The sequence below is a fragment of the Streptomyces sp. NBC_00459 genome (genome assembly GCF_036013955.1).
Lineage (GTDB): Bacteria > Actinomycetota > Actinomycetes > Streptomycetales > Streptomycetaceae > Streptomyces.
Genome location: NZ_CP107903.1, coordinates 2,839,192 through 2,859,930 on the forward strand (window position 1 = coordinate 2,839,192; position 20,739 = coordinate 2,859,930).

General features: G+C 70.1%; 17 protein-coding genes. 10 read left to right on the top strand and 7 right to left on the bottom strand.

Going from position 1 to position 20,739, the window contains the following annotated elements; all coding sequences use genetic code 11:
• Positions 1-24: 24 nt before the first annotated feature.
• Complete coding sequence (locus OHN74_RS12470) at positions 25-939, bottom strand: DUF4231 domain-containing protein (RefSeq protein ID WP_327694637.1); 915 nt, start codon at positions 937-939, stop codon at positions 25-27.
• Between the two features lie 239 nt (positions 940-1,178).
• Here OHN74_RS12470 and OHN74_RS12475 point away from each other — a divergent pair, with 239 nt between their 5' ends.
• The 5 genes from OHN74_RS12475 (at position 1,179) to fxsT (ending at position 9,861) form a co-directional block, all read left to right on the top strand.
• Entirely contained in the window at positions 1,179-1,358 is a 180-nt protein-coding gene (locus OHN74_RS12475; RefSeq protein WP_327694638.1) for a hypothetical protein, read from the top strand.
• 94 nt (positions 1,359-1,452) lie between these two features.
• On the top strand, positions 1,453-3,723 hold the full coding sequence (fxsBH, locus tag OHN74_RS12480) for a radical SAM/SPASM protein FxsBH, inactivated beta-hydroxylase extension form (protein ID WP_327694639.1): 2,271 nt from the start codon (positions 1,453-1,455) through the stop codon (positions 3,721-3,723).
• On the top strand, positions 3,716-4,492 hold the full coding sequence (locus OHN74_RS12485; RefSeq protein ID WP_327694640.1) for an AAC(3) family N-acetyltransferase: 777 nt from the start codon (positions 3,716-3,718) through the stop codon (positions 4,490-4,492). Before fxsBH ends, OHN74_RS12485 begins: the two co-directional genes overlap by 8 nt.
• A gap of 99 nt (positions 4,493-4,591) precedes the next feature.
• Complete coding sequence (locus tag OHN74_RS12490) at positions 4,592-5,929, top strand: TIR-like protein FxsC (protein ID WP_327694641.1); 1,338 nt, start codon at positions 4,592-4,594, stop codon at positions 5,927-5,929.
• On the top strand, positions 5,926-9,861 hold the full coding sequence (gene fxsT / locus OHN74_RS12495; RefSeq protein ID WP_327694642.1) for an FxSxx-COOH system tetratricopeptide repeat protein: 3,936 nt from the start codon (positions 5,926-5,928) through the stop codon (positions 9,859-9,861). The genes OHN74_RS12490 and fxsT overlap by 4 nt, the downstream gene beginning before the upstream one ends.
• Positions 9,862-9,909: 48 nt before the next feature.
• Here the strand turns inward: fxsT and OHN74_RS12500 are convergent, their stop codons facing one another.
• Positions 9,910-10,785: an alpha/beta fold hydrolase gene (locus tag OHN74_RS12500; RefSeq protein WP_327700091.1), complete on the bottom strand. Its 876-nt coding sequence runs from the start codon at positions 10,783-10,785 to the stop codon at positions 9,910-9,912.
• A 252-nt stretch (positions 10,786-11,037) separates the two neighbouring features.
• Here OHN74_RS12500 and OHN74_RS12505 point away from each other — a divergent pair, with 252 nt between their 5' ends.
• Both OHN74_RS12505 and OHN74_RS12510 read left to right on the top strand, forming a co-directional pair.
• Entirely contained in the window at positions 11,038-12,135 is a 1,098-nt protein-coding gene (locus tag OHN74_RS12505) for a magnesium and cobalt transport protein CorA (protein WP_327694643.1), read from the top strand.
• A gap of 73 nt (positions 12,136-12,208) precedes the next feature.
• Positions 12,209-12,700 carry a hypothetical protein gene (locus tag OHN74_RS12510; protein WP_327694644.1) on the top strand — a complete coding sequence of 164 codons (492 nt, stop codon included), beginning with the start codon at positions 12,209-12,211 and terminating at the stop codon, positions 12,698-12,700.
• Positions 12,701-12,712: 12 nt separating this feature from the next.
• Here OHN74_RS12510 and OHN74_RS12515 read toward each other — a convergent pair whose 3' ends face one another.
• From OHN74_RS12515 to OHN74_RS12535, 5 genes are all read right to left on the bottom strand, one after another.
• On the bottom strand, positions 12,713-13,231 hold the full coding sequence (locus OHN74_RS12515; protein WP_327694645.1) for a DUF6174 domain-containing protein: 519 nt from the start codon (positions 13,229-13,231) through the stop codon (positions 12,713-12,715).
• 113 nt (positions 13,232-13,344) lie between these two features.
• Complete coding sequence (locus OHN74_RS12520; RefSeq protein WP_327694646.1) at positions 13,345-14,088, bottom strand: type 1 glutamine amidotransferase; 744 nt, start codon at positions 14,086-14,088, stop codon at positions 13,345-13,347.
• Positions 14,089-14,135: 47 nt separating this feature from the next.
• Positions 14,136-14,705 (bottom strand): MarR family winged helix-turn-helix transcriptional regulator, encoded by a 570-nt coding sequence (locus tag OHN74_RS12525; RefSeq protein WP_443060380.1) that lies wholly within the window; start codon positions 14,703-14,705, stop codon positions 14,136-14,138.
• A gap of 136 nt (positions 14,706-14,841) precedes the next feature.
• On the bottom strand, positions 14,842-15,789 hold the full coding sequence (locus tag OHN74_RS12530) for an LLM class flavin-dependent oxidoreductase (protein ID WP_327700093.1): 948 nt from the start codon (positions 15,787-15,789) through the stop codon (positions 14,842-14,844).
• Between the two features lie 163 nt (positions 15,790-15,952).
• A complete protein-coding gene (locus OHN74_RS12535) occupies positions 15,953-17,032 on the bottom strand; it encodes a LacI family DNA-binding transcriptional regulator (protein WP_327694647.1) in 1,080 nt (359 codons plus the stop codon).
• 296 nt (positions 17,033-17,328) lie between these two features.
• Here OHN74_RS12535 and OHN74_RS12540 point away from each other — a divergent pair, with 296 nt between their 5' ends.
• From OHN74_RS12540 to OHN74_RS12550, 3 genes are all read left to right on the top strand, one after another.
• Entirely contained in the window at positions 17,329-18,528 is a 1,200-nt protein-coding gene (locus tag OHN74_RS12540) for a hypothetical protein (RefSeq protein WP_327694648.1), read from the top strand.
• A 165-nt stretch (positions 18,529-18,693) separates the two neighbouring features.
• Positions 18,694-19,611 (top strand): hypothetical protein, encoded by a 918-nt coding sequence (locus OHN74_RS12545; RefSeq protein WP_327694649.1) that lies wholly within the window; start codon positions 18,694-18,696, stop codon positions 19,609-19,611.
• Positions 19,608-20,738, top strand: a complete 1,131-nt coding sequence (locus OHN74_RS12550) for a hypothetical protein (RefSeq protein WP_327694650.1) — start codon at positions 19,608-19,610, stop codon at positions 20,736-20,738. Before OHN74_RS12545 ends, OHN74_RS12550 begins: the two co-directional genes overlap by 4 nt.
• The last annotated feature ends 1 nt before the right edge of the window (position 20,739 follow it).

Genomic DNA, 20,739 nt, shown 5'->3' on the forward strand with positions numbered 1-20,739 from the left:
GGAGTCGCCGCCCCGGCGGGCATCTCAGCCGAACCTGACCACCCAGTCGGTGTGCTGCGGTGAGACCAGCCGCTCGGCGTCCGCCACCGCCTCCGCCCAGGCCGCCTCCGTCACCGTCCTGGACATCGTGGTCCGCAGCATGTCGAGGTCCTGCTTGATGAGGCCGTACGCGTACGCCAGCGGCCGGTGCCTGCGCACCTCCTGCCACGCCACCCCCGCCGCCGCCGCGGCGCTGAGCAGACCGGTGAGATCCCAGCCGCCGATCACACCGAGGGCCCGGAGGCCGGCGGACAGCAGTGCCAGCAGGGTCAGTACGGCGGTGACGGACGACCAGTGGACGGAGGACCTGTGCGTCTGCGCCGCCTTGTTGCGGTGCCAGACGAACTGTTCGAGCAGCCGGTCGCGGAGATAGATGTCCCGTCTCGCCGCGAAGGGCTTGGCGCGTACCGCCCGCATGGCCGGGGTGATCTGGCCGATTCCCCGGGCACGGGTCCCGTTGCGTGAATCGTCGACCCACCCCACCTTCCTCAGCTCCGCCAGCCGCCCTTCCAGTCGCTCCGCGAACAGTCCGTCGGGATCGATGACCCGGGAGTGGAAGGGCCCGCCGTGCACCATGTACTGCCAGGCCAGCGATTTGAGCAGCTCGGCGACGTCCCGGTGGGCGCGCCAGTGGGCCCGGGCCCGCCTGCGTGCGGTGTGCAGGCCGACGGCGATGGTCATCGCGTACAGCATGGCCGCCAATGCCGCCGGAATATGACTGTCAAGACGTTCCGCGAGCATGGCGGCCGTGGTCGCGAGGAGCAGGGTCACGAGTTGGGTGCGCACCGCGCGAAACGATTCTCCTTGCCTGACCAGCGCGCGATGGTCACTTATCCGGAAGAGCGGTGGCAGGTCGCTGTCGCTCAAGGTCACACTGGGCCCTGGAGTTCCCGTCCGCATGGTCCCCCCGTACGGCTAGAAGCGAACACCTGAGGGAATTCTCTCGCAGGAACGCGACAACAGACCACCCCCCGGTATGCCTTCGACAGCCGTGCGTGGTACGGTCCGCGCGAGAAGTGTCCACACAGGTCTCAGACTGTCTCAAGAACGTCTACAGATCCCTCCGGATCATCCCCCCGTACGACGGCGACGGGATGGGCTGGGTCTGTTCATCGACGAAGTGGAGCTATGAGACAGCCATGAACGAGGCCACGACAATCCAGAGCGTATCGGCCATTTCCCGGTCGGCGCAGCGACGGCACACCCCACTGACATCCGTCGCCACCGACAAGGCAGCCGTCATCAAGTCAACCGGACGCTTGACGGACGCCGCCGGCTGGACCTCGAAGAAGCCGATCACCTTCAATGCCGCAATCTGAGCGGCGGTAGGCCCGGCGACCTGGGGGTTCCCGGCAAAGCCACTGCCGGGAACCCTTGCCCCCCACGCCCAGGTACCCCAACCGCCCCAGAGGTATGGGGACTTGTTGGCACCATAGCCGCTCGAGGACCCGTAGGCTATCGCGGGTGACCCAAATCCAAGAACTGGTCCTGAAGATCCATAGCAGATGCAACATCGCTTGCGACCACTGCTATATGTACGAGCTGGCCGACCAGAGCTGGAAATCACGGCCCACGGTGATCTCCGAGGACACGGTCACACACGTCGCACAACGCCTCACGTCTTATGCTGAGGCCCACCGGCTCGATTCCGTCTCGGTCATTCTGCACGGCGGAGAACCCCTCCTCGTGGGCCCTGAGCGTCTCCGCCGCATCTGCGGGGAAATCACCCGCATCCTGTCTCCTGTCACCACCGTCGACCTCCGCATGCACACAAATGGAATGCTGTTGCACAGGCCTCAACTAGAGGTCCTCCGGGAATTCGGGGTAAAGGTCGGCGTCTCTCTCGATGGTGATCGTTCGGCCAATGACCGACATCGCCTGGACCGCAGGGGACGCAGCAGTTACGACAAGGTTCTGGCGGGAATCGAGCGGCTGCGTTCCCCTGAATACCGGCACCTTTACATGGGGCTGCTCTGCACGGTCGACATCAAGAACGACCCGGTCGTCGTCCATGACGCGCTCACCGCACTGAACCCGCCCGGGATCGATTACCTTCTTCCGCATTCGACATGGGACAACCCGCCGCCTCCCGGAATTACGGATTCCCCGACTCCGTACGCCGAATGGCTGCTCAGGATCTTCGACCGCTGGGAGGAACAGGGCCGCCCCATGAGGGTGCGCACCTTCGACTCCGTGCTCAGCACACTGCGTGGCGGCCCTCCTCTCAGCGAGGCCATGGGGCTGGCCCCGTCCGATCTGGCGGTCGTGGAGACCGACGGCACCATCGAGGGGGCCGACTCCCTCAAGGCCGCCTACGACGGGGCTCCGGCCACGGGATACGACGTCTTCCGGCACGGCTTCGAGGAGTACGCCCGCCATCCCGGAGTCCAGGCACGGCAGTTGGGCATCGAGGGCGTCAGTGAGACCTGTCGGCGGTGCCCGGTCGTCGAGTCCTGCGGGGGCGGGCTCTACGCACACCGGTACAGCACCACGTCGGGCTTCGACAATCCGTCCGTGTTCTGCGCGGACCTGCGCGCCTTCGTCGAGGGCGTCGCGGAGCGCATCACCGAGCGCGCATTCGCTCCCGCCGTCCACGACACCGGCGAACTGCTCTTCGCGCGGGACAAGTTGACGCGTGACCTGCTGCAACGCATGAACGACCGGGCGGTCGGGGATCCCGGACCGGAACCCGACTCCGACTCCGACTGGAGCGAGGCCTGGCAGGCCCTCCTGTCCCTGGACACGGACGACCGCACGGCAGCCGAACTGGACGCGGTGCTCTCGCACCCGTACACCCGTACCGCGCTGCGTCTGGCGTGGGACGGTCCCGCCGATCCGGCCCTGATCGCCCCACTGGTGGTGGCCGCTGCCGTGCGGTCGGGAGCCGGGACGACGCTGGCCTGGGAGCATCCGGCCGCCCGGCTGCATCTGCCGACCCTGGGCACCCTGGAGCTGCCCGGACCGGGCCGGGTCGAGGTCACGACCGACGCCGACGGCCTTCTCGTACGGCACAAGGATGGTGAGGGTACGGAGCGGGTGCCCCTCACCACTCCCGGTGCCGACTCGTCATCCGGGACCGCGCGTTGGCGGCCCCTGGACAACGGCGGGCCGCTCGTCGACGACGCCGACCCGTTCCGCGACTGCTTCCCCGCTCCCGTCACCGAACCGCTCTCCCCCGGTGAGCGGGAGGGCTTCCGTGCGCTGCTCACCCGGTGTTACGCGCTGATGGACGAGCGTCGGCCCGGTTGGCGAAGCGATCCGCGCACACTCGTAGCCACCGTCGTGACCCCGCTCTCCCAGGGCGCCGGAGTCCAGCTCGGCCGACATGCGCCCGGCGCCCTGGGGGTGGCCGTCGATGCCGAACCCGATGACTTCGTAAGGCAGTTGCCGCGGATCGGGCGGCGGGCCCGGCTCGCCGCACTGCGCGAGACGACGGATCTGGCGGTACCGGGCAGCCCGGCCGGACATCTGCTGGACGAGGCGAGCGAGGCACTGGCGTCGGGCTGCGGGGGCAGCGCCTCGCAGAGCCCCGACACGGACGGCCGCGCCGTCGCTCTCAAGGAAGCCCACCAAGCGCTCACCGAACTGGCCGAGCTGCCGCAGCGGCAGCTCACGGAGACCGGCACGGCCCTGGCAGACCAGCTGTGGGCCGAGTGGCGGGAAGAGGCGGGCGGGCGTGGCTGACCCCGGTGAACTCCGCCAGCTGCTGAGGACGTTGGCGATCCGCCGGGGCGGCGTGCTGATGGTGCACGCGTCCCTGAAGCACAGCGGGCTGCGGGACACCGAGGTACGGGACGCCCTGCTCGACGTGCTCGGCCCGGCGGGGACGCTGGTTGTGCCCACCTTCACCCAGGAGAACTCCCGTACCTCGCGCGCCCATCGAGCCCTGATCCGCGGGCTGGGCGAACGGGAGAGAGCGGAGTACGAGGCCTCGATGCTGCCGTACGAACCGCTCACGTCACCCTGCCGGGCCGCCATGGGAGTGCTGGCCGAGTGCGTCCGGACCAGCCCAGGCGCCGTGCGCAGCGCCCATCCGCAGACATCGATGGCGGGGATCGGCCCGCGTGCCGCCGAACTTCTCGACGGACACGACCCGCACTGTCTGCTCGGGGAACGTTCACCGCTCGCCCGGTTGTATGCCGCTCAGGCCCAAGTCCTGCTGCTACGCGTGGGATTCGAGGTGTGCAGCGCGTTCCATCTCGCCGAGTACCGGACGAATCCGCCCCGCCCCAGGCGCACATACGAGTGTGTCGTCGAGGAGAAGGGCCATTGGGTCTCGTACGAGGACACCGCGCTGGACGACAGCGGCTTCGCCGCTCTGGGGGGCGAACTGCCGCGAGAAATGGTCGCGTTCGGTGAACTCGCGGGGCGGAAAGCGACTTTGGTCGAGATGCGGCCCGCCGTCGACTTCGCGCGCGACCGGATGTCCGGATATCGCCATGGAATGACGTGAAACCAACGACACGTACGGCCAAGTCGTCGGGCACATTGTTGGTCCGGCCAGATGACGCCGTCGGCGGGACGAGGGCATCGTCGACGGGCAGGGGGGCGCGTGAACATACCCGCACGGGGACAGGGGTCGGACAACCGGCCCTACTTCTTTCTGAGTTACGCGCACACACCGGCGTGGGGATCGGGCGGAGCCGATCCCGACCACTGGGTGCGGGTGCTCTTCACCGATCTGTGCGACCACATCATGGCGCTCACCGATCTGCCCGCGGGCGCGGCGGGCTTCATGGACCGCGAGATGCGTTCCGGGGACGGCTGGCCGGAGAAACTCAGCGAGAACCTCGCCGCCTGCCGGGTATTCGTGCCGCTCTTCTCGACGCGCTACTTCACGAGTGAGATGTGCGGGAAGGAGTGGTACGCCTTCCACGAACGCATCCTGCGCGCCCGGAACACCGGCGCCGGGGATGTTCCCGCCATCGTCCCGGCCATGTGGACGCATGTCGACTACGGCCAACTCCCTGACTCCGTACGGCACATCCACTTCGACCAGGCCACCTACGGGCATCGGTACGCGACCCACGGCATCTACGGGCTGATCAAGCTGAAACGGCTGCGCGACGAGTACGAGGAGATCGTGCTCGACCTCGCCCAGCGGATCGTGCGGGTCGCCCACGACTCACCGCTGCCGCCCAGCAGGCCCCGACCGTACGAGTCGACGCCAAGCGCGTTCAAGCCGCGCGGCGAGGGCCCCCGCCGGATCCATCTGACGGTGGCCGCGCCGACCCGGGACGGTATCCCCGAGCATCGCGACAAACGCCCGTACGGTGAGGACGCCCAGGACTGGAATCCGTACCACTCGGAAAGCACCCGGCCACTGCCCGCGCACGCCGAGGAGCTGATCAGGTCGCTGGACTACCGGATCACGATCTCCTCCTTCGACGACGAGGACCCCGGCGGACAGGATGACGACGACGAGCCCGCGAACGCGGCCGGTGACGACATCGAGAAGGCTCCGCCGGGCCGGCCCGGCATCCTGCTCGTCGACCGGTGGGCACTCACCGACGCCGAACGCCGTGAACGGCTGCGGAAGTTCGATCTCGGCGCCCGCCCCTGGATCAGCGCGATCGTCCCCTGGAACCGGTCGGACCTGCAGTGTCACAGCGAGGAGGGCAAGCAACTGGCGGTGGAGCTGGAGCGCACGCTGCCGCTGATCCTCGACCGGGGCCGGCGCACCGACTGCAGGATGGCCGTCAACGGCGTACCCAGTCTCAAGGCCTTCACCGATGTCCTGCCGACCGTCGTGGCGCACACGACCCGGCAGTACCTCAAGCACGCGGTGGCTCACCCGCCCGCCGGCCCGCACGTGCCCCGGCCCCGTCTGATGGGCCCCACCCACCCGCCGCTCCCGGAGGCGGGAGACGACAACGGAGGAGAAGCATGACGGCCGTGCAGGACGGACGGATCATCACCTTCTACTCGTACAAAGGGGGCACGGGCCGCACGATGGCCCTGGCCAACACCGCGTGGATCCTGGCCGCCAGCGGCAAGCGGGTCCTGGCCGTCGACTGGGACCTGGAGGCACCCGGCCTGCACCGCTTCTTCCATCCGTTCCTGGACTCCAACGCGCTGGCCGCGACCACCGGCGTCATCGACATCATCAACGAGTACGCCTGGGCCGCGACCACCGGAACCCAGCGCTCCGGCCCCTGGCACCTCGACTTCGCGGACGTCGAGCAGCACGCCATGTCGCTCACCCCTGAGCGCCTGGGTCTCAGGTTCGTGGACGGCGGCTCGCTGGACTTCCTGTCCGCGGGCCGCCAGGACCGTTCGTACTCGGCGACCGTGTCGTCGTTCGAGTGGGACAACTTCTACGAGCGGCTCGGCGGCGGGATATTCCTGGACGCGTTGCGCGACAGCATGAAGGCGTCGTACGACTATGTGCTCATCGACAGCCGAACCGGACTGTCGGACAACGCCGACATCTGCACGATCCAGATGCCGGACGTCCTCGTGGACTGCTTCACCCTCAGCGACCAGTCGCTGGACGGCGCCGCCGCCGTGGCCCGCAGTGTCCAGGACGGCTACCGCAAGCGTCGCATCCGTGTGCTGCCCGTGCCCATGCGCATCGACGAGGGCGAGAAGGAGAAGGTCGACGCGGGGCGGGCGCTGGCCCGGCTGAAGTTCGCCGGGCTGCCCAAGGGGCTCGACGAGGGCGACCTGAGCCCGGAGGAGATGACGGCCTACTGGGGAAACGTCGAGATCCCCTACCGCCCCTACTACGCGTACGAGGAGACCCTGGCCACGGTCGGGGACGAGAGCGGCATCGCCAACTCCCTGCTGTCCGCGTTCGAACGACTCACCGCGGTCATCTCGGAGGGCACGGTCACCTCGCTGCCGCAGGTCCCCGAGCCCGTCCGGCTGCGCTGCCGGGACGCGTTCCTGCGACGTCGGCCGCTGGCGACCACGGCGGACATCGTCGTCGCGTACGCCGGTGAGAACCGGATGTGGGCGGACTGGATCGAGGCCGTGCTGAAACGCTCCGGCTGCAATGTGCTGCCGCACGACATCTCGACCGGCCCGGTCTCCCGCCCCGCCGACTCGACCCGCACCCTCGTGCTGCTGTCGAACGCCTTCCAGAAGTCCCGGTACGCGGACGCCGTCTGGCGCGCGCTGACCGACACCGACACCGAAACCCCGCACGGCGCGATGGTGCCGCTCAGGGTCGACGAGGTCCGGCTGCCCATGGCGTACCTGGACCACAACCCGGTCGACCTGCACCGCCTCGACGAGGCGCAGAGCATCCTCACGCTGCTCAGCGCCGTCGATCTGTCGGGCCAGCCCGTCGGCGCGGGAACCGGGGGGCCGCGCTTCCCCGGCTCGACGCCGGCGATCTGGAACGCGCCGCAGCGCAACAACACCTTCACCGGGCGCAACGTCATCCTCGACGTGGTCCGCGACCAGCTCAGCAGCGGTACGACCACCGTGGTGCCGCAGCCGCTCGCGCTGTTCGGGCTCGGCGGGGTCGGCAAGACCCAGGTCGCCATCGAGTACGTGCACCGGTTCATGGCCGACTACGACCTCGTGTGGTGGACCTCGGCCGAGCACGAGGACGACGTGGTCGCCTCCCTCGCCGAACTCGGCGCCCGCATCGGTGCTCCCGGCGGCGAGGACATGACGATGGCCAGCCAGGAAGCCGTCCAGATGCTGGCCCGGGGCATGCCGACGAAACGGTGGATCCTCGTCTTCGACAACGTGGACGACCCGGCGTCCCTGGCCCGCTACGTCCCGCAGGGCGGCGGCGGACATGTGCTGGTCACCTCCCGCAATCAGGCCTGGGCGCAGCAGGGGGCGTCCATGCCGATCGAGGTGTTCCTGCGCGAGGAGAGCGTCGAGCACCTGACCCGGCGCGCGTCGGGACTGAGTGCCGGGGAGGCCGACCAGGTGGCGCAGGCGGTGGGCGACCTGCCGCTCGCGGTCGAGCAGACGGCGGCCTGGCTCGCCGAGACGGCCACCCCGATCGACGACTACCTGCGACAGCTCGCCGACCAGACCACCGACGTACTGGACCTCAACCAGCCCGCCGACTACCCCCACTCGGTGGCCGCGACCTGGAACATCTCCATCGCCCGGCTGAAGGAACGCTCCCCGGCGTCGGTACGGCTGCTCCAGCTGTGCGCCTTCCTCGCCGCCGAGCCGATCTCCTCTCAGCTCCTGTACAGCAAGGAGATGATCGACGCTCTGAAGCCGTACGACGCCTCGCTCCAGGAGAGTCTGCTGCTCGGGCGGGTCATCCGGGAGATCGGCCGGTTCGCGCTCGCCAAGGTCGACCAGGTCAGCAACAGCATCCAGGTGCACCGGCTGGTGCAGGCGGTGATCCGCGCCCAGCTGACCGAGGAGGAGCAGCGGGAGGCCCGGCACGTCGTCCACACGGTGCTGGCCGGAAGCCGCCCGGACGGCGACGAGCCGATCGACGACCCGGAGAACTGGCCGCGCTTCGCCGTCATCTGGCCGCACCTCACCGCCTCCGACGCCCGCAACTGCGTCGACTCCGGGACCCGCCGCCTGCTCATCGACCGCGTCCGCTACCTCTGGAAGCGCGGCGACTTCCCCGGCGCCCAACGCCGCGCCGAGGAACTCCTCGCCCACTGGAAGGAGTTGCTCGGCGAGGACGACGTCCAGTACCTCTACCTGCGCTGCCAACTGGCCAGCGTGCTGCGCTCGCAGGGACGTTACGTGGAGGCCCGCGACATGGACACCGAACTGCTGGCACGCCAGCGCCGGGTCCTCGGTACATCCCATCCGCACACGTACGTCACCACCTCCAACCTCGCCAGCGACCTCGCCGCCCTCGGCGAGTACCGGTCGGCGGTGGACCTCGCCCGGGAGGCGCACGACGGGTTCAGCCAGATCTTCCACGAGTCCCACCGCCGTACCCTGAGCGCCGCCAACAACCTGGCTCTGGCGCTGCGCATGGTCGGCCGCTACAGCGACGCCCGAGCCATAGACCAGGACACCCTGGACCGCCGGATGGAGGTCCTCGGCCCCGACCACCCCTACACACTGGCCTCCGCCGAGCAGCTCGGCCGCGACCTGCGCGAGGTCGGCCGCTACTCCGAGTCCGTCGCCCTGCTGTCCCGTACGTACGACGCTCACAAGCGCATCCTCGGCAAGGAGTTCCCCGGCACCCTGCGCTGTGCCAAGTCGCTGGCCGTCTCGCTGCGCCGGGCGGGCCAGTTCGAGGACGCCCGCCGGCTCACCACGGCGACCCGCGGCCAGTACCGTGCCCAGTACTCCAAGCCGACCCCGGACTCACTGGCCTGCGACCTCAATCTTGCCGCCGACCTGTTCGCGGCCGACGAGCGCGAGGACGCCCGCGAGGTGGCCCGGGAGGCACTGGGCGAGTACATGAAGGTGCCGGGCGAGGCCCACCCGTACACCCAGGCCGCGCTCAACAACCTCGGCATCTTCCACTGGGGCTGCGGCGACGTGGACCTCGCGGGGGAGGTGTTCCACCAGGTGCTGCCACGGATGGTGGAGGTCCTCGGCGAACAGCATCCGCACACTCTCTTCTGCGGCATCAACTACGCCAACGTCCTCGCAGACCAGGGGAAGTTGGAGGAGGCGCGCGCGCTGGAGGAGAACGCGGTCACTGTCCTGCGTACGGTGCTCGGCCAGCACCATCCGGAAACCCTGGGCATCGTCACCAACTTCGCCCTCACCCTCACGGCACTGGGCCGCAAGGACGAGGCACGGCGGCTTCGGGAGGAGTCCCTGAAGGAGCTGCGCATGCTGCTGGGCGAGGAGAACGGCATCACACAGGTGGCGTCGGACGAGCGGCGGATCTACCGGGACCTGGAACCGCTGGCGGTCTGACGGTCCGTCAAGAGAGCCCGGGGCAAGGACTGTCGGTCGGCTGCGTGGTCAGCTGAACCTGTCGCCGAGCAGCCAGCCGATCACCCTGGGCAGTGCGCGCACCGCGGCGAAGTGGACAGCCGTGGGTTCGACGACCGTCCTGGCCCGTGGGATACGGGCGGCGAGCCAGGACGCGTGGGCGGGCGGCGAGAAGACGTCCCGCCCGCCGTGCCAGAGCAGGACGGGCACCCGGATGTCCGCGGGGTCGAACCCCCAGGGGCCGGTCAGCGCAAGGCCGTCGTCGATCCAGCCGTACGGTGAAGTACGCACCGCCTCACGGAAGTTGCGCAGCAACATCGAGCGCATCGCGGTGTCCGAGACAATCGAGAGGTCGTCGTCGGTCAGATCGCTGCGGAGTTCGTCGAGGAGCGTCGCCGGGTTGCTGCGGATGGCCGCCGAGCGCGGGATGAGCCGGGCGGCGAACCGCTCCGGATCAGTGGAAGCGGTGCGGAACTCCTTGACGTTGGAGGGGGCCATGCCCGCGAACCAGTCCAGCCCCTCCGCGTCCCTCGGGGCGAGCCCGACCAGCGCGGCGGCCCGGGTCACCCGGTCCGGCAGCAGTGCGGCGCAGGCGAGGGCGTGCGGGGCGCCGCCGGAACGGCCGACCACGGCGAAGCGATCCAGGCCGAGGGCGTCGGCGACATCGCGTACGTCGCCCACGACGTCCGCGACCCGACGGCCCGGGCGTCGGTCGGAGCCGCCGTACCCGGGGCGGTCGTAGCTGATGAGGCGGGCGCCGCGCTGGTAGAGGAACATCGAGCGGGGCCGGGGCCCGACCCGGCTGCCGGGCGTGCCGTGCAGGAGGAACACGGGGTGCCCACCGGGGTCTCCCGACACCTCGACGCGTAATCGCCGCCCGTCCGGGGTCCGCACATGGTCAGACACCACCGCCGTGTCTCCCTCCCCCCTGCGCTGCCCGATCCCTGCCCGAATGAACACAGGGCGAAACGGCTGCGCGTATCCAGCCCGTCCAGTGTTCGAGAACAAGGCCCCTCAGGGCCGGAGGGAGGTCTGGGGGCGTGGCCCCCGGGTACGGGACGGGTGGGAGCGGCAGAAGCAAGCCCCCCACCACCTCCCCTGACCGGCCCTTTACCCCCACCTGGCACACTGTCCGCACCCGGAGAAGGAGCAAACCGCATGTCGATGGTCGGCAGCCTGCGCAAAGTGGCCCGCCTGGCTCGGCGTGGGCGGCGGCGGGTGGACCTCAGTCACCCCGCCCGCTCACCGCTCGGCTCGACCGTCGTCAACTGCGTGATCTACCGGGACGGGGTTCGCCAGGAGACCGCCCCGACCGTCGAGGAGTCCGTCGCCCGCGTCCGCAAGCACAACCGCGGCTTCGTCTGGCTCGGACTCCACGAACCCTCCGAGACGGAGCTCACCCACGTCGCCGAACTGTTCGGACTGCACCCGCTCGCCGTCGAGAACGCCGTCCAGGCCCATCAGCGCCCCAAGGTGGAGCGGTACGGTGATGTCCTGTTCGCCGTGTTCAAGACGGTCTGCTATGTCGAGCACGACGAACTCACCGCGACCAGCGAGGTCGTCACCACCGGCGAGATCATGGTCTTCGCCGGCCCCGACTTCGTCGTCACCGTCCGACACGGCCGCCACGGCTCCCTCGGCCCCCTGCGCGAGGACCTGGAGTCCGACCCGGAGCAGCTCGGCAGGGGCCCGGCGGCGGTACTGCACGGCATCGCCGACCATGTCGTCGACGACTACCTGCACGTCACGGACGCCGTCCAGGACGACATCGACCAGGTCGAGTCGGACGTCTTCTCCCCGCAGAGCCCGCGCACCGCCGACGCCGGCCGTATCTACCAGCTCAAGCGCGAGCTGCTTGAGCTCAAGCGGGCCGTGGTCCCCCTCGGCCGCCCCCTCCAGCAGTTGGCCACCGAGCCGATGCCCTCCGTCGAGCCGTCGATACAGGCCTACTTCCGGGACGTGTCCGACCACCTCCTCCGCGCCACCGAGCAGATCCACGCCTACGACGCCCTGCTCGACTCGATCCTCCAGGCCCACCTCGCGCAGGTCACCGTCGGCCAGAACGAGGACATGCGGAAGATCACGGCGTGGGCGGCGATCGTCGCCGTACCGACGATGGTCTGCGGGATCTACGGCATGAACTTCGAGCACATGCCCGAACTGCACTGGCGCTTCGGCTACCCGCTCGTCCTCTCCGTCATCGGCACCGTCTGCTTCTTCGTCCACCGCGGTTTCAAACGCAACGGCTGGCTGTGAACGCGGCCCACTGCCCGCCCGTACCTTCTGTCGAGTCGTACGTCCGCCGTACCACCCGACCTGGAGCAGCGCAGTGTCCCAGCAGCAATCCCAGCGATCTTCGTTCCGCCGGGCCGTCGCACTCGCCGCGCTCCTGACGGCCGTCGCCCTTCCCCTGGCCACGGCCTGTACGGCGGGCTCGGACTCGGACACGGATACGAAGGCCGGGAAGAAGGCGTCGCCGTCCGCGTCGGAGTCCATGCCGCCCGCTCCCGTGGCCGCCGTGGTCGCGCCGGCCAAGGTCGAGGTGATCGCCAAGCTGACGGGCTGCGAGGTGACGATCCGTACCGACGCGGCCGAACTGCGCGAGGGTGTCTGTCACACCGCCGACGGCGACTACCTGATCACGACGTTCCCCGAGGAGAAGTACAAGCTCACCTGGCTGGACAGCGCGGCCATCTACGGCGGCAAGTACCTGGTCGGCACCAGGTGGGTCATCAGCGCGCCCCCGAAGCTCCAGGAATCGCTGCGCCAGAAGGTCGGCGGCACGTTCGAGGACCTGAACGACCACGACGCCCAGAACTAGGACCGGCCTGCGTCAGGACTGTCCCCCCGCGGGCGCCGGATCCGGCTCGTAGCCGCTGATGACGTACGACTGCTCGTCGTCGATCGCGTTCTCCTCCGGGTCCAGGGTGATCCGTACGGGGTGCCCGTCGGGCGCGTACTCCGCTTCCGCCGTGTCCGCGCCATCGTGGTGGGCCCGTGCCAGCTGGTCCAACAGCCCGCCGATGGTGGGCACTTCCTCGGGTGCGCGCTGGACGGCGCCCCGCGCGCTCTCGTCGAGCCCGACCGCCTTGGCCACCTTCCCGTCCCGGACCGTCACCCGGAACGTGCCGATCAGGCTGCGCTCCCCCTCGCTCGACGTGAGCGTGTAGACGTACGAGGCGGGTTCCTCCCAGGACTCCGCGAACGACGAGAACGAGGAGGTGGGGGTGGGCGAGGACGCCGACGCGCCCTGCCCCGACACCGAGGCTCCGGAGTCCCCTTCGCAGCCGGCGAGCGTGCACACCAGCCCCGCGACCAGTACGACGGACGACAGCAATCGGACCGAAGCCATGGTGATCCCCCTGAACAGTGAACGAGTACCGACTGCGGACTACCGCTAACCGCTACGACGCGGCTTTGCCGGGAAACGTTCATCCGAGAGGTCGATCCGACAAGCGGAGGCTCTCAGGCCGCGCGGCCCCGCCCGTCGGCGGTCGGGTCCGTCGCCACCCCGGCGATCTGCGCGAGGAACGCGTCGACGAGGTCGTACGCCCGCTGCCGTGACTCCTCGTGCCGGGCGCGGGTCTCCGCGAGCAGCCGGTCCGGGTCCTCGCCGTGCGCCCTGGCCTCGCGCCGGCCGGCGGCGTCCAGCCACTGGAGCAGTGTCTCCTCGTCGAGCTCGGGATGGAACTGCACCCCGAGCGCCCGTCCGGCCCGGAAGGCCTGCGGGCCGACCGCGCTGCGGGCCAGCTCGACCGCACCCGGCGGGACGGTGAACCGGTCGAAGTGCCACTGGAACCACGGCCCGGCCGGAATCAGCCCGGGTACGTCCGACTCGACGGCCGTCCAGCCGATCTCGTGCCGGGGAGCCGCCTCGACGCTCCCCCCGAGGGCGGTGGCGAGTGCCTGTGCCCCGAAGCAGATGCCGAGCACGGGCAGCTCGGCGGCGTGCGCGGTGCGCAGGAGCTCCAGTTCGCCGTCGATCCAGGGGGCGACCTTGGACCTGTCGTAGACCGACCAGGGCGCGCCGAGCAGCACGATCAGGTCGTAACCGGCCGGGTCGGGGAAGTCGAACCCGACGCCGGGGCTGTCGTGGCGCTCGGCCGGTACGACGGTCAACTCGTCGATTTCGTAGCCGAGTCGGGCGATGCGGTCGCCGACGGGACCGGACAGCGAGAGATGGTCGTGACGTATGACGAGGGCGCGCACGGGGTTCTCCACTTCGTAAGCGACATGGCCGGGTCGAGGTCCGGGGATCAGCTCTTGGGGCGCCGTCCGCTGCGGCGCGGAGCGGGTTCGGCGCCGTCGAGCAGTTCCAGCCGACGGTCCTCCCCGTGGGTCTCGACCTGGACGACGATCCTGCGCAGCGCGTCCGCGGTGGCCCGGCACTCCTCGGCGCTCAGAGGGGCGGCGACGAAGGCCTCCTCGGCGTTGAAGTCGGGGAACAGCGTCCGCATCAGCGTCTCGCCCTCGTCCGTGAGCCCGAGCAGCACCCGCCGTCCGTCCGAAGGGTGCTCGATACGCCGGACCAGCCCACGTGACTCCAGCGTCCGGGCCACTCCGGTGAGTGTCCCCTTGGAGATCCCGGCCTCCTCGGCGACGAGCCGTGTCTCGGTCTCCCCGGAGATCCAGACGACCCACAGCACGACGAACCCGGTCCAGGTGAGATCCACCCCGCGCAACACGGAGTTCTCGACATGCTGGCGCACGGCGGAGGCGGCCCGGTGGATGTTCGCGACGACGGCCATCTGGTCGTGCTGGATCGAAATGTCCCCGAGCTTGGCCTTGACCAACTGCTCGGTCTCGACGATCGGTCGCTGCGTCACCGGCACATCCCCATCCACCCCGTCCATACGCACATTCTCGTTCGGCACCAAATTGTACGGAGGACACGGAAGGCGCCCCGGCAGGCGCGGGGAACTGTGCGATCAACCACACGCAGCCCGCGCGGACCCACCGGCATCACATGGCGGACGCTCCTGCGGAAACCCGCCGCATCACGTCCCGGCAGAAGGCCCCGACCCCGTCCGGATCATCGGTGAACTGCGACGGCTTCACACAGAACGTCGTGAACCCCGACTCCATCTGCTCCGGAATCGAAGCCAGCGCCGCCCCGAGATCCGCACAGGACCGCTCATCGGGGAACACCACCCGCACTCCCCCGATCATCTCCAGCTCGGACACATCCCGTCCCGCCTCCTTCATCGCCTCCCCGAGCACCTTCAGCTCGTCGGCCGTGGGCCGCCCCAGCGGGTTGAAGGCGTGCCCGTACCTCACCAGCCGCCGCACCATCGCCGTGTGCATCCCGGCCCCGCCGAAACACAGCCGGGGCCCGTCCGGCCGGTACGCCTTGGGCTCGAAGTACACGTTCTCGAAGGGGTAGTTCCCGCCCTCGTGGGACACCGGCGACGGGCCCCACAACTTCGCCCAGATCTCCAGGTGTTCGTCCAGCAGCCGGCCCCGCCGGGCGAAGGGGACCCCGAGCGCGTCGTACTCGTCGCGGCTCCAGCTGACGTTGGGCAGCACTATCAGCCGCCCCTCACAGAGCAGGTCGAGCGTGCCCAACTCCCGCGCCAGCAGCAGGGGATGGCGCAGCGGGGCGATCACGGCCGAGGCGGCCAGCCGGATCCGTTCGGTCACCGAGGCGATCGCGCCGAGCAGGATCAGGGAGTTGGGCCAGGGCATGTACGGGTCCTGGTTGCCCGGCAGGGCCCAGTCGCGCGGGTTGCCCATGACGCCGTTCACGCCGGCGTCGGGGCCGAGCACGATGTGCTCGCTGAGCATCACCGAGTCGAATCCGGCGTCCTCGGCCTCCCGGGCCCAGCGCACCAGCAGCGGCAGGTCGACGCGCCCGCCGGTCATGGTCCAGTTCTCACTGAGGACCAGTTGCATACGAGGAGCTGCGGTCATGGTCGTACGCACTCCGTTCTCCTCGCCGACGTCCTCGCCGACGCCCTCACCAAGGCTGGGGCCGACGTCTCGGCGAAGGCTACTTTTCATTTGATGCCAAACAATAAATGGTCCAGATCCCCCCCGGCAAGGGGTGAGCGGTGTTCGTCGACGGAACGGCTGGTCAGGCAGTGGCCGTCGGGGCCCCGACGGACAGGGAACGGGAGGTGGCGCCCTGGTCCGGGCAGCCGCAGGACGCCCGGACGACCAGGCGGGACGCGAAGCGGCGGGTGCGGTCCGTCTCGCCGGGAGTCGTCGCGTCGAGTTCCGGGTCGAGCGCCATGTCCACCGCCCTGCGGGCCATCGCCTCGCGGTCGGACGCGACCGTAGTCAGCGGCGGGTCGGTCATCGCCGCCTCCTTGACGTCGTCGAAGCCCGACACCGCGAGCTCCCCCGGTACGTCGACGCCCAGTTCACGGGCCGCCCGCAGCAGGCCGATGGCCTGGTCGTCCGTCGAGCAGAACACGGCGGTCGGCCGGTCGGGGGCGGCGAGCAGGCGCAGCGCGATCCCGTAGGTGTCGTACCGGTTGTAGGGGGCGTGGAAGAGCAGTCCCTCGGTGGGGCGGCCGGCGTCCGCCATCGCCTTGCGCCAGCCCTCGACATGGTCGGCGACGGGATCCCCGGCCAGGGGAGCGGATCCGGGACCGCCCAGGCAGGCCACGGCGGTGTGCCCGTGCTGGAGGAGGTGCCGGGTGGCGAGCCTGGCGCCCTCGACGTCGTCCGTGACCACGGCGAACTTCCGTACGGAAGCGGACCGTTCGTGCATCAGCACGACCCGGGTGTCCATGGTGTCGAGCTCGGCGGCGATCCGGTCACCGAGCCCCAGACTGACCAGGATCAGCGCCGACACCCGCATCCCCAGAAAGGCGTGCAGGTAATGGATTTCGCGCTCCTCCTGGTAATCGGAGTTGCCGACGAGCACCATTTTTCCCCGGTCGGCGGCGGCGCGTTCCAACGCGTGGGTGATTTCCCCGAAAAATGGCTGACGGGCGTCCGGAACGATCAGCCCCAGCAGGTCCGTACGGCGACTGGCCATGGCCTGGGCCACCCGGTCGGGCCGGTAGCCGAGCTCTTTCACGGCTTCGAGAACGCGTCGGCGTTTCTCCGCGGAGACGGGCCGGGGGCCATTGTTGACGACGTAACTGACGACCGCGCTGGAAGTTCCCGCGAGTCTGGCGACGTCGTCCCGTGTCACCTTTGTCACCGGGTGAGTCTACGGGCGTCAAATAGCCTGCTGGAAAGGAACGTTGGCTTTCGGCCAGGGCGCCGAAACGGGTTCGCGGATGCTTCGTGCCGGGCATCGTGAGGACAGGACCGACAGGACGGGACGGCAGCGGCGCCGGGCGGAAGGCCGGTGTGCGGCTTTTCCCCCGGCACCGGGGCCCCTACCATTCACCTGCCCCACGGGCGGTCACACCCGTTCCGCCGGGGGGCGTCTCCGGTCGTGCCGTACGGCGCGCGGGGCCGGAGCGGAGGGGGGACAAGGCCATGGGGACATCCTTGCGCACCCGTTTACGAAGGCTGCCCGACGTGGTCCCCGGAATCGTGCTCGGCGCCGCGGGCCTGCTCGCGGTCGGAGTGCTGACCGGCCTGGCGGTGGACGCCTCGGGGCTGGTGCGTTCCGACGGCTATGCGCTCGGGGCGGCACTGCTGCTCGCGGTCGGCCTGTACGGGAGCACGTACTCGATCGATCTCGGGGCGCTGCGGGCCGATCTGCCCGGTGTGGTGGCCGCGGTCACCCTGGGTGTGGTTCTCAAGGCCGGGCTGATCGCCGGCACGATGGTGCTGGTGTTCCGGCGGCCGGAGTACCTGGTGCTCGGTATCGCCGTCGCCCAGATCGACCCGCTGTCGGTCGCCGCCCTGACCGGCAAGGGGCGGATGTCACCGCGCGCCCAGTCGCTGCTGACGGCGTGGGCGTCGTTCGACGACCCGATGACGGTTCTGCTGACGCTGTATCTGGCGGGGTACGCCTACACGGCGGCGGGCCACGAGGGCGCCCCCGGGATCAGCCGGGGCGCGGGCGGCGACTACGCGACCGGGCTCCTCTTCAACGCCGTGCTCCTGGCCGCCGTCGTGCTGTTGTGGTGGGCCGGACGCCGGGCGGTGTCACGGTTGCCGGACGTGCCGGCGGTCCGGCGTACCAAGGCCGGCGGGGCGGTGCTGCTCGTCGGGGCGATGCTGGTGCTCGCGGCGATGAACCAGCTGATGCTCGCAGTGGCGCTGGCCGGTCTCGTGCTGCGTGCCACGGTGCTCGACAAGGCGGTCGGCCGGGCGGTGGGCGGCGCGTTCCTCGCCGCGTTCCTGACACTCGGGCTGCTGCTCGCACACGGGGTGCGGCTGTGGCCCGGGTTCGTGCTCGGTGTGTCGGCTTTCGCCGCGCAGGCGGTGGTGGCACTGGGCGTACTGCCTTTGTTCGTACGGGAGTTGGAGCGCCGCGACCGGATCGCGCTCGGCCTCGGCCAGCAGAACGGCATCACGGCCGTGCTGATCGCCCTGACCCTGGAGCGGGACTTCCCGGGCACCGTCGCGATCGTCGGCCCGGCCGTCATCACCGTCAACCTGCTGCACGGCACCTCGCAGGCGCTCCTGGCACACCCGCCCGGCCGATGGCGGGCACGCACCCGCCGGGAACTCTCCTCCGACGCCGAGCGTCACTCTCCGTACGACCAGCAGGCGGACGACGAACAGCCGGTCGCATGACCGGAGTCCGGGAGTACGGAGTCCCGGAGTGCGGAGTTCCGGCGGCCCGGAAATGTGGGACAGACGGCGACCGCGGGGAATGCAAGACGTACGAGACCTACCAGGCATGTGAAGTGCCGGCACCGGACGGGGGAGACGCTGATGAGGCGGGCGAGGAGATCAGGTGTGCGAGGGGTGCCCTGCGACGGCACCCGGCCGCTGACCCGGAGCACCAGGAGCACTCGGAGCACAGCTCCCCCGGCCCGCCGACCACGCGCGCGGCACGCCCGGCACGCGGTGACCGGGGCGGCTCTCCTGCTGCTGGCCACCGGTGCCGCACCGGCCTTCGCAGCGTCCGCCGGGGGCGCCGACTCCCCTGAGCGGGATGCCCAGTTGGTGTACTGCCTCGATCCCGTCCACCGCACCGACCTGCTCACCGCGGCCGTCCGGCTGGGACTGCTGAAGGCCGATGACCGGGTGACGCCGGAACAGTGGTCCAGGGACCACGACGACGACTTCGGGCGGACCTGTGCCGCGCTCATGGCCGCCGACGCGGACTCCCCGGGAACGGCGGCACAGGGCGAGGGTGCGGACGAGGACGGCTGGTTGATGGCCCTGCTCAAGCAGCTGCCCCTGCTCCTGGTGGGCGCGCTGCTCACCCTGGGCGGCCAGTCCTTCGAGCGCGGCCGGTCCCAACAGCATGCGCTGCAGCAGGAGTTGGCGACGACGGAGAGCGCGTACCGGGTGGCCGCACGGGAGTATCTCGCCGAGTACGGCCTGCGGGAGCGGCCGGACCACTCGGCGGTGCGTGCCACCCGGGAGGCGCTGGCCGCCGCCCTCTCCCGGGTGCCCGGTCCCCCGGCCCGGCGTGCGGCGGCCGAGCGGCTCGCCGACGCGCTGCCGCTGGCCGATCCGTTGCCATGGACCAGCGGGGAGTATCTGACCGACTCGGAGGACCGTGTCCGTGGCGCGAACGAGGAGCACGCCTTGGTGGAGCGCTGCCTGCGCGCCCTGCCCGAGCTCAACCGCTCCTCCTCGTACTGGAGTTGGTACCGCGCGCGGAGCCGCTCCGCGCGTTCCGGGGCGACGGGGGGTGCCGAATGATCGGGCCGCTCGACGAGACGGAGAACGCCAACCCGTTCGGTGTGTTCCTACCGGAGGTGAGGGATCTGCTGCCGGTGGGGCACGCCCGGCCGAGGGCCGACCACCCGCTGGTGCCCTGGAAGGACGAGAGCCACACCCACCAGTGGGTGGACGTCGACCACGCCGGGCAACAGCTCGACCGGTTCGAGCAGTGTCTGAGGGACGAGCTGCCCGGGCTGCTCCTGCCGAAGGAGCGAGGGCATCTGATCGTGGTGACCGGGCCGGTGGGCATGGGCAAGACGACCCTCATCCACCGGTGCGTGCAGCGGGCGCACGAGTATCTCCAGGAGCTCTCGCGGCACTTCGAGGAACAGGCGCGCCCCAACCTCGCGCCGCGTCCCGTCGTGGCGATGGCCGGGGGCTACAAGAACGGCGGGGAGGAGGTCAGTTGGGACGGCCGCGGCAATTTCGCCGACACCCAGGAGATCAACGCGGCCATTCGCGACAAGCTCGTCGAGACACTTGAGGAGGAGTTCCCCGGGGTGTCGCTCGACCCGTCCGTCACCGGGGACGACGTCCGCGGGGCGTTCAGCAGCATCAGCAAGCTGCTCGCCCAGCAGAACAGTGTGCTGTTCGCCATCGTCCCGCACATCGACTGGCGGGACGCCGGGGGCGAGGTCCGCACGAACTTCCTCAAGACGTGGCTGAGCCACGCACAGAGCCGGATCGTACTGTTCGTCGAGATCAGTCACCAGAATCCGAGGACTGCGGGCGAGGTGATCGCGGGACTGCCCACGAACACGGCGGTCACCCATCTCTCGCTCGGTTCGCTCGCCACGGAGGACACCGTGAAGTTCACCGAGGCCGCCCGCGGCGGCCATCCCGACCCCGAGGACGCACCGCCGCTGCCCGCGATCCCGGGGCAGGGGCAAGGGCCGGGCCAGGGGTCGGCCCCGGCGCAGGACCCGTGGCGCCATGCCGACGTGAGATATCTGCGCCAGGAGTGCTTCAGGGTGGCCGAGCGGCAGAGACTCGCGGGTGGCCGTGTGCGCGTGACCGCCGCCGATCTCGCCGCGCCCACCCTCGACTCCGCGGACCTGGGCCGCGCGTCCGCCGACCCGGCTCGCCCGCCGCGCAGACCCGCCTAGC

What these genes read in the sequence shown, in the direction of transcription:
- OHN74_RS12470 (WP_327694637.1), bottom strand. Translation starts at nt 939, where the DNA reads ATGCGGACGGGAACTCCAGGGCCCAGTGTGACCTTGAGCGACAGCGAC.
- OHN74_RS12475 (WP_327694638.1), top strand. Translation starts at nt 1,179, where the DNA reads ATGAACGAGGCCACGACAATCCAGAGCGTATCGGCCATTTCCCGGTCG.
- fxsBH (WP_327694639.1), top strand. Translation starts at nt 1,453, where the DNA reads ATGGGGACTTGTTGGCACCATAGCCGCTCGAGGACCCGTAGGCTATCG.
- fxsT (WP_327694642.1), top strand. Translation starts at nt 5,926, where the DNA reads ATGACGGCCGTGCAGGACGGACGGATCATCACCTTCTACTCGTACAAA.
- OHN74_RS12505 (WP_327694643.1), top strand. Translation starts at nt 11,038, where the DNA reads ATGTCGATGGTCGGCAGCCTGCGCAAAGTGGCCCGCCTGGCTCGGCGT.
- OHN74_RS12515 (WP_327694645.1), bottom strand. Translation starts at nt 13,231, where the DNA reads ATGGCTTCGGTCCGATTGCTGTCGTCCGTCGTACTGGTCGCGGGGCTG.
- OHN74_RS12530 (WP_327700093.1), bottom strand. Translation starts at nt 15,789, where the DNA reads ATGACCGCAGCTCCTCGTATGCAACTGGTCCTCAGTGAGAACTGGACC.
- OHN74_RS12550 (WP_327694650.1), top strand. Translation starts at nt 19,608, where the DNA reads ATGATCGGGCCGCTCGACGAGACGGAGAACGCCAACCCGTTCGGTGTG.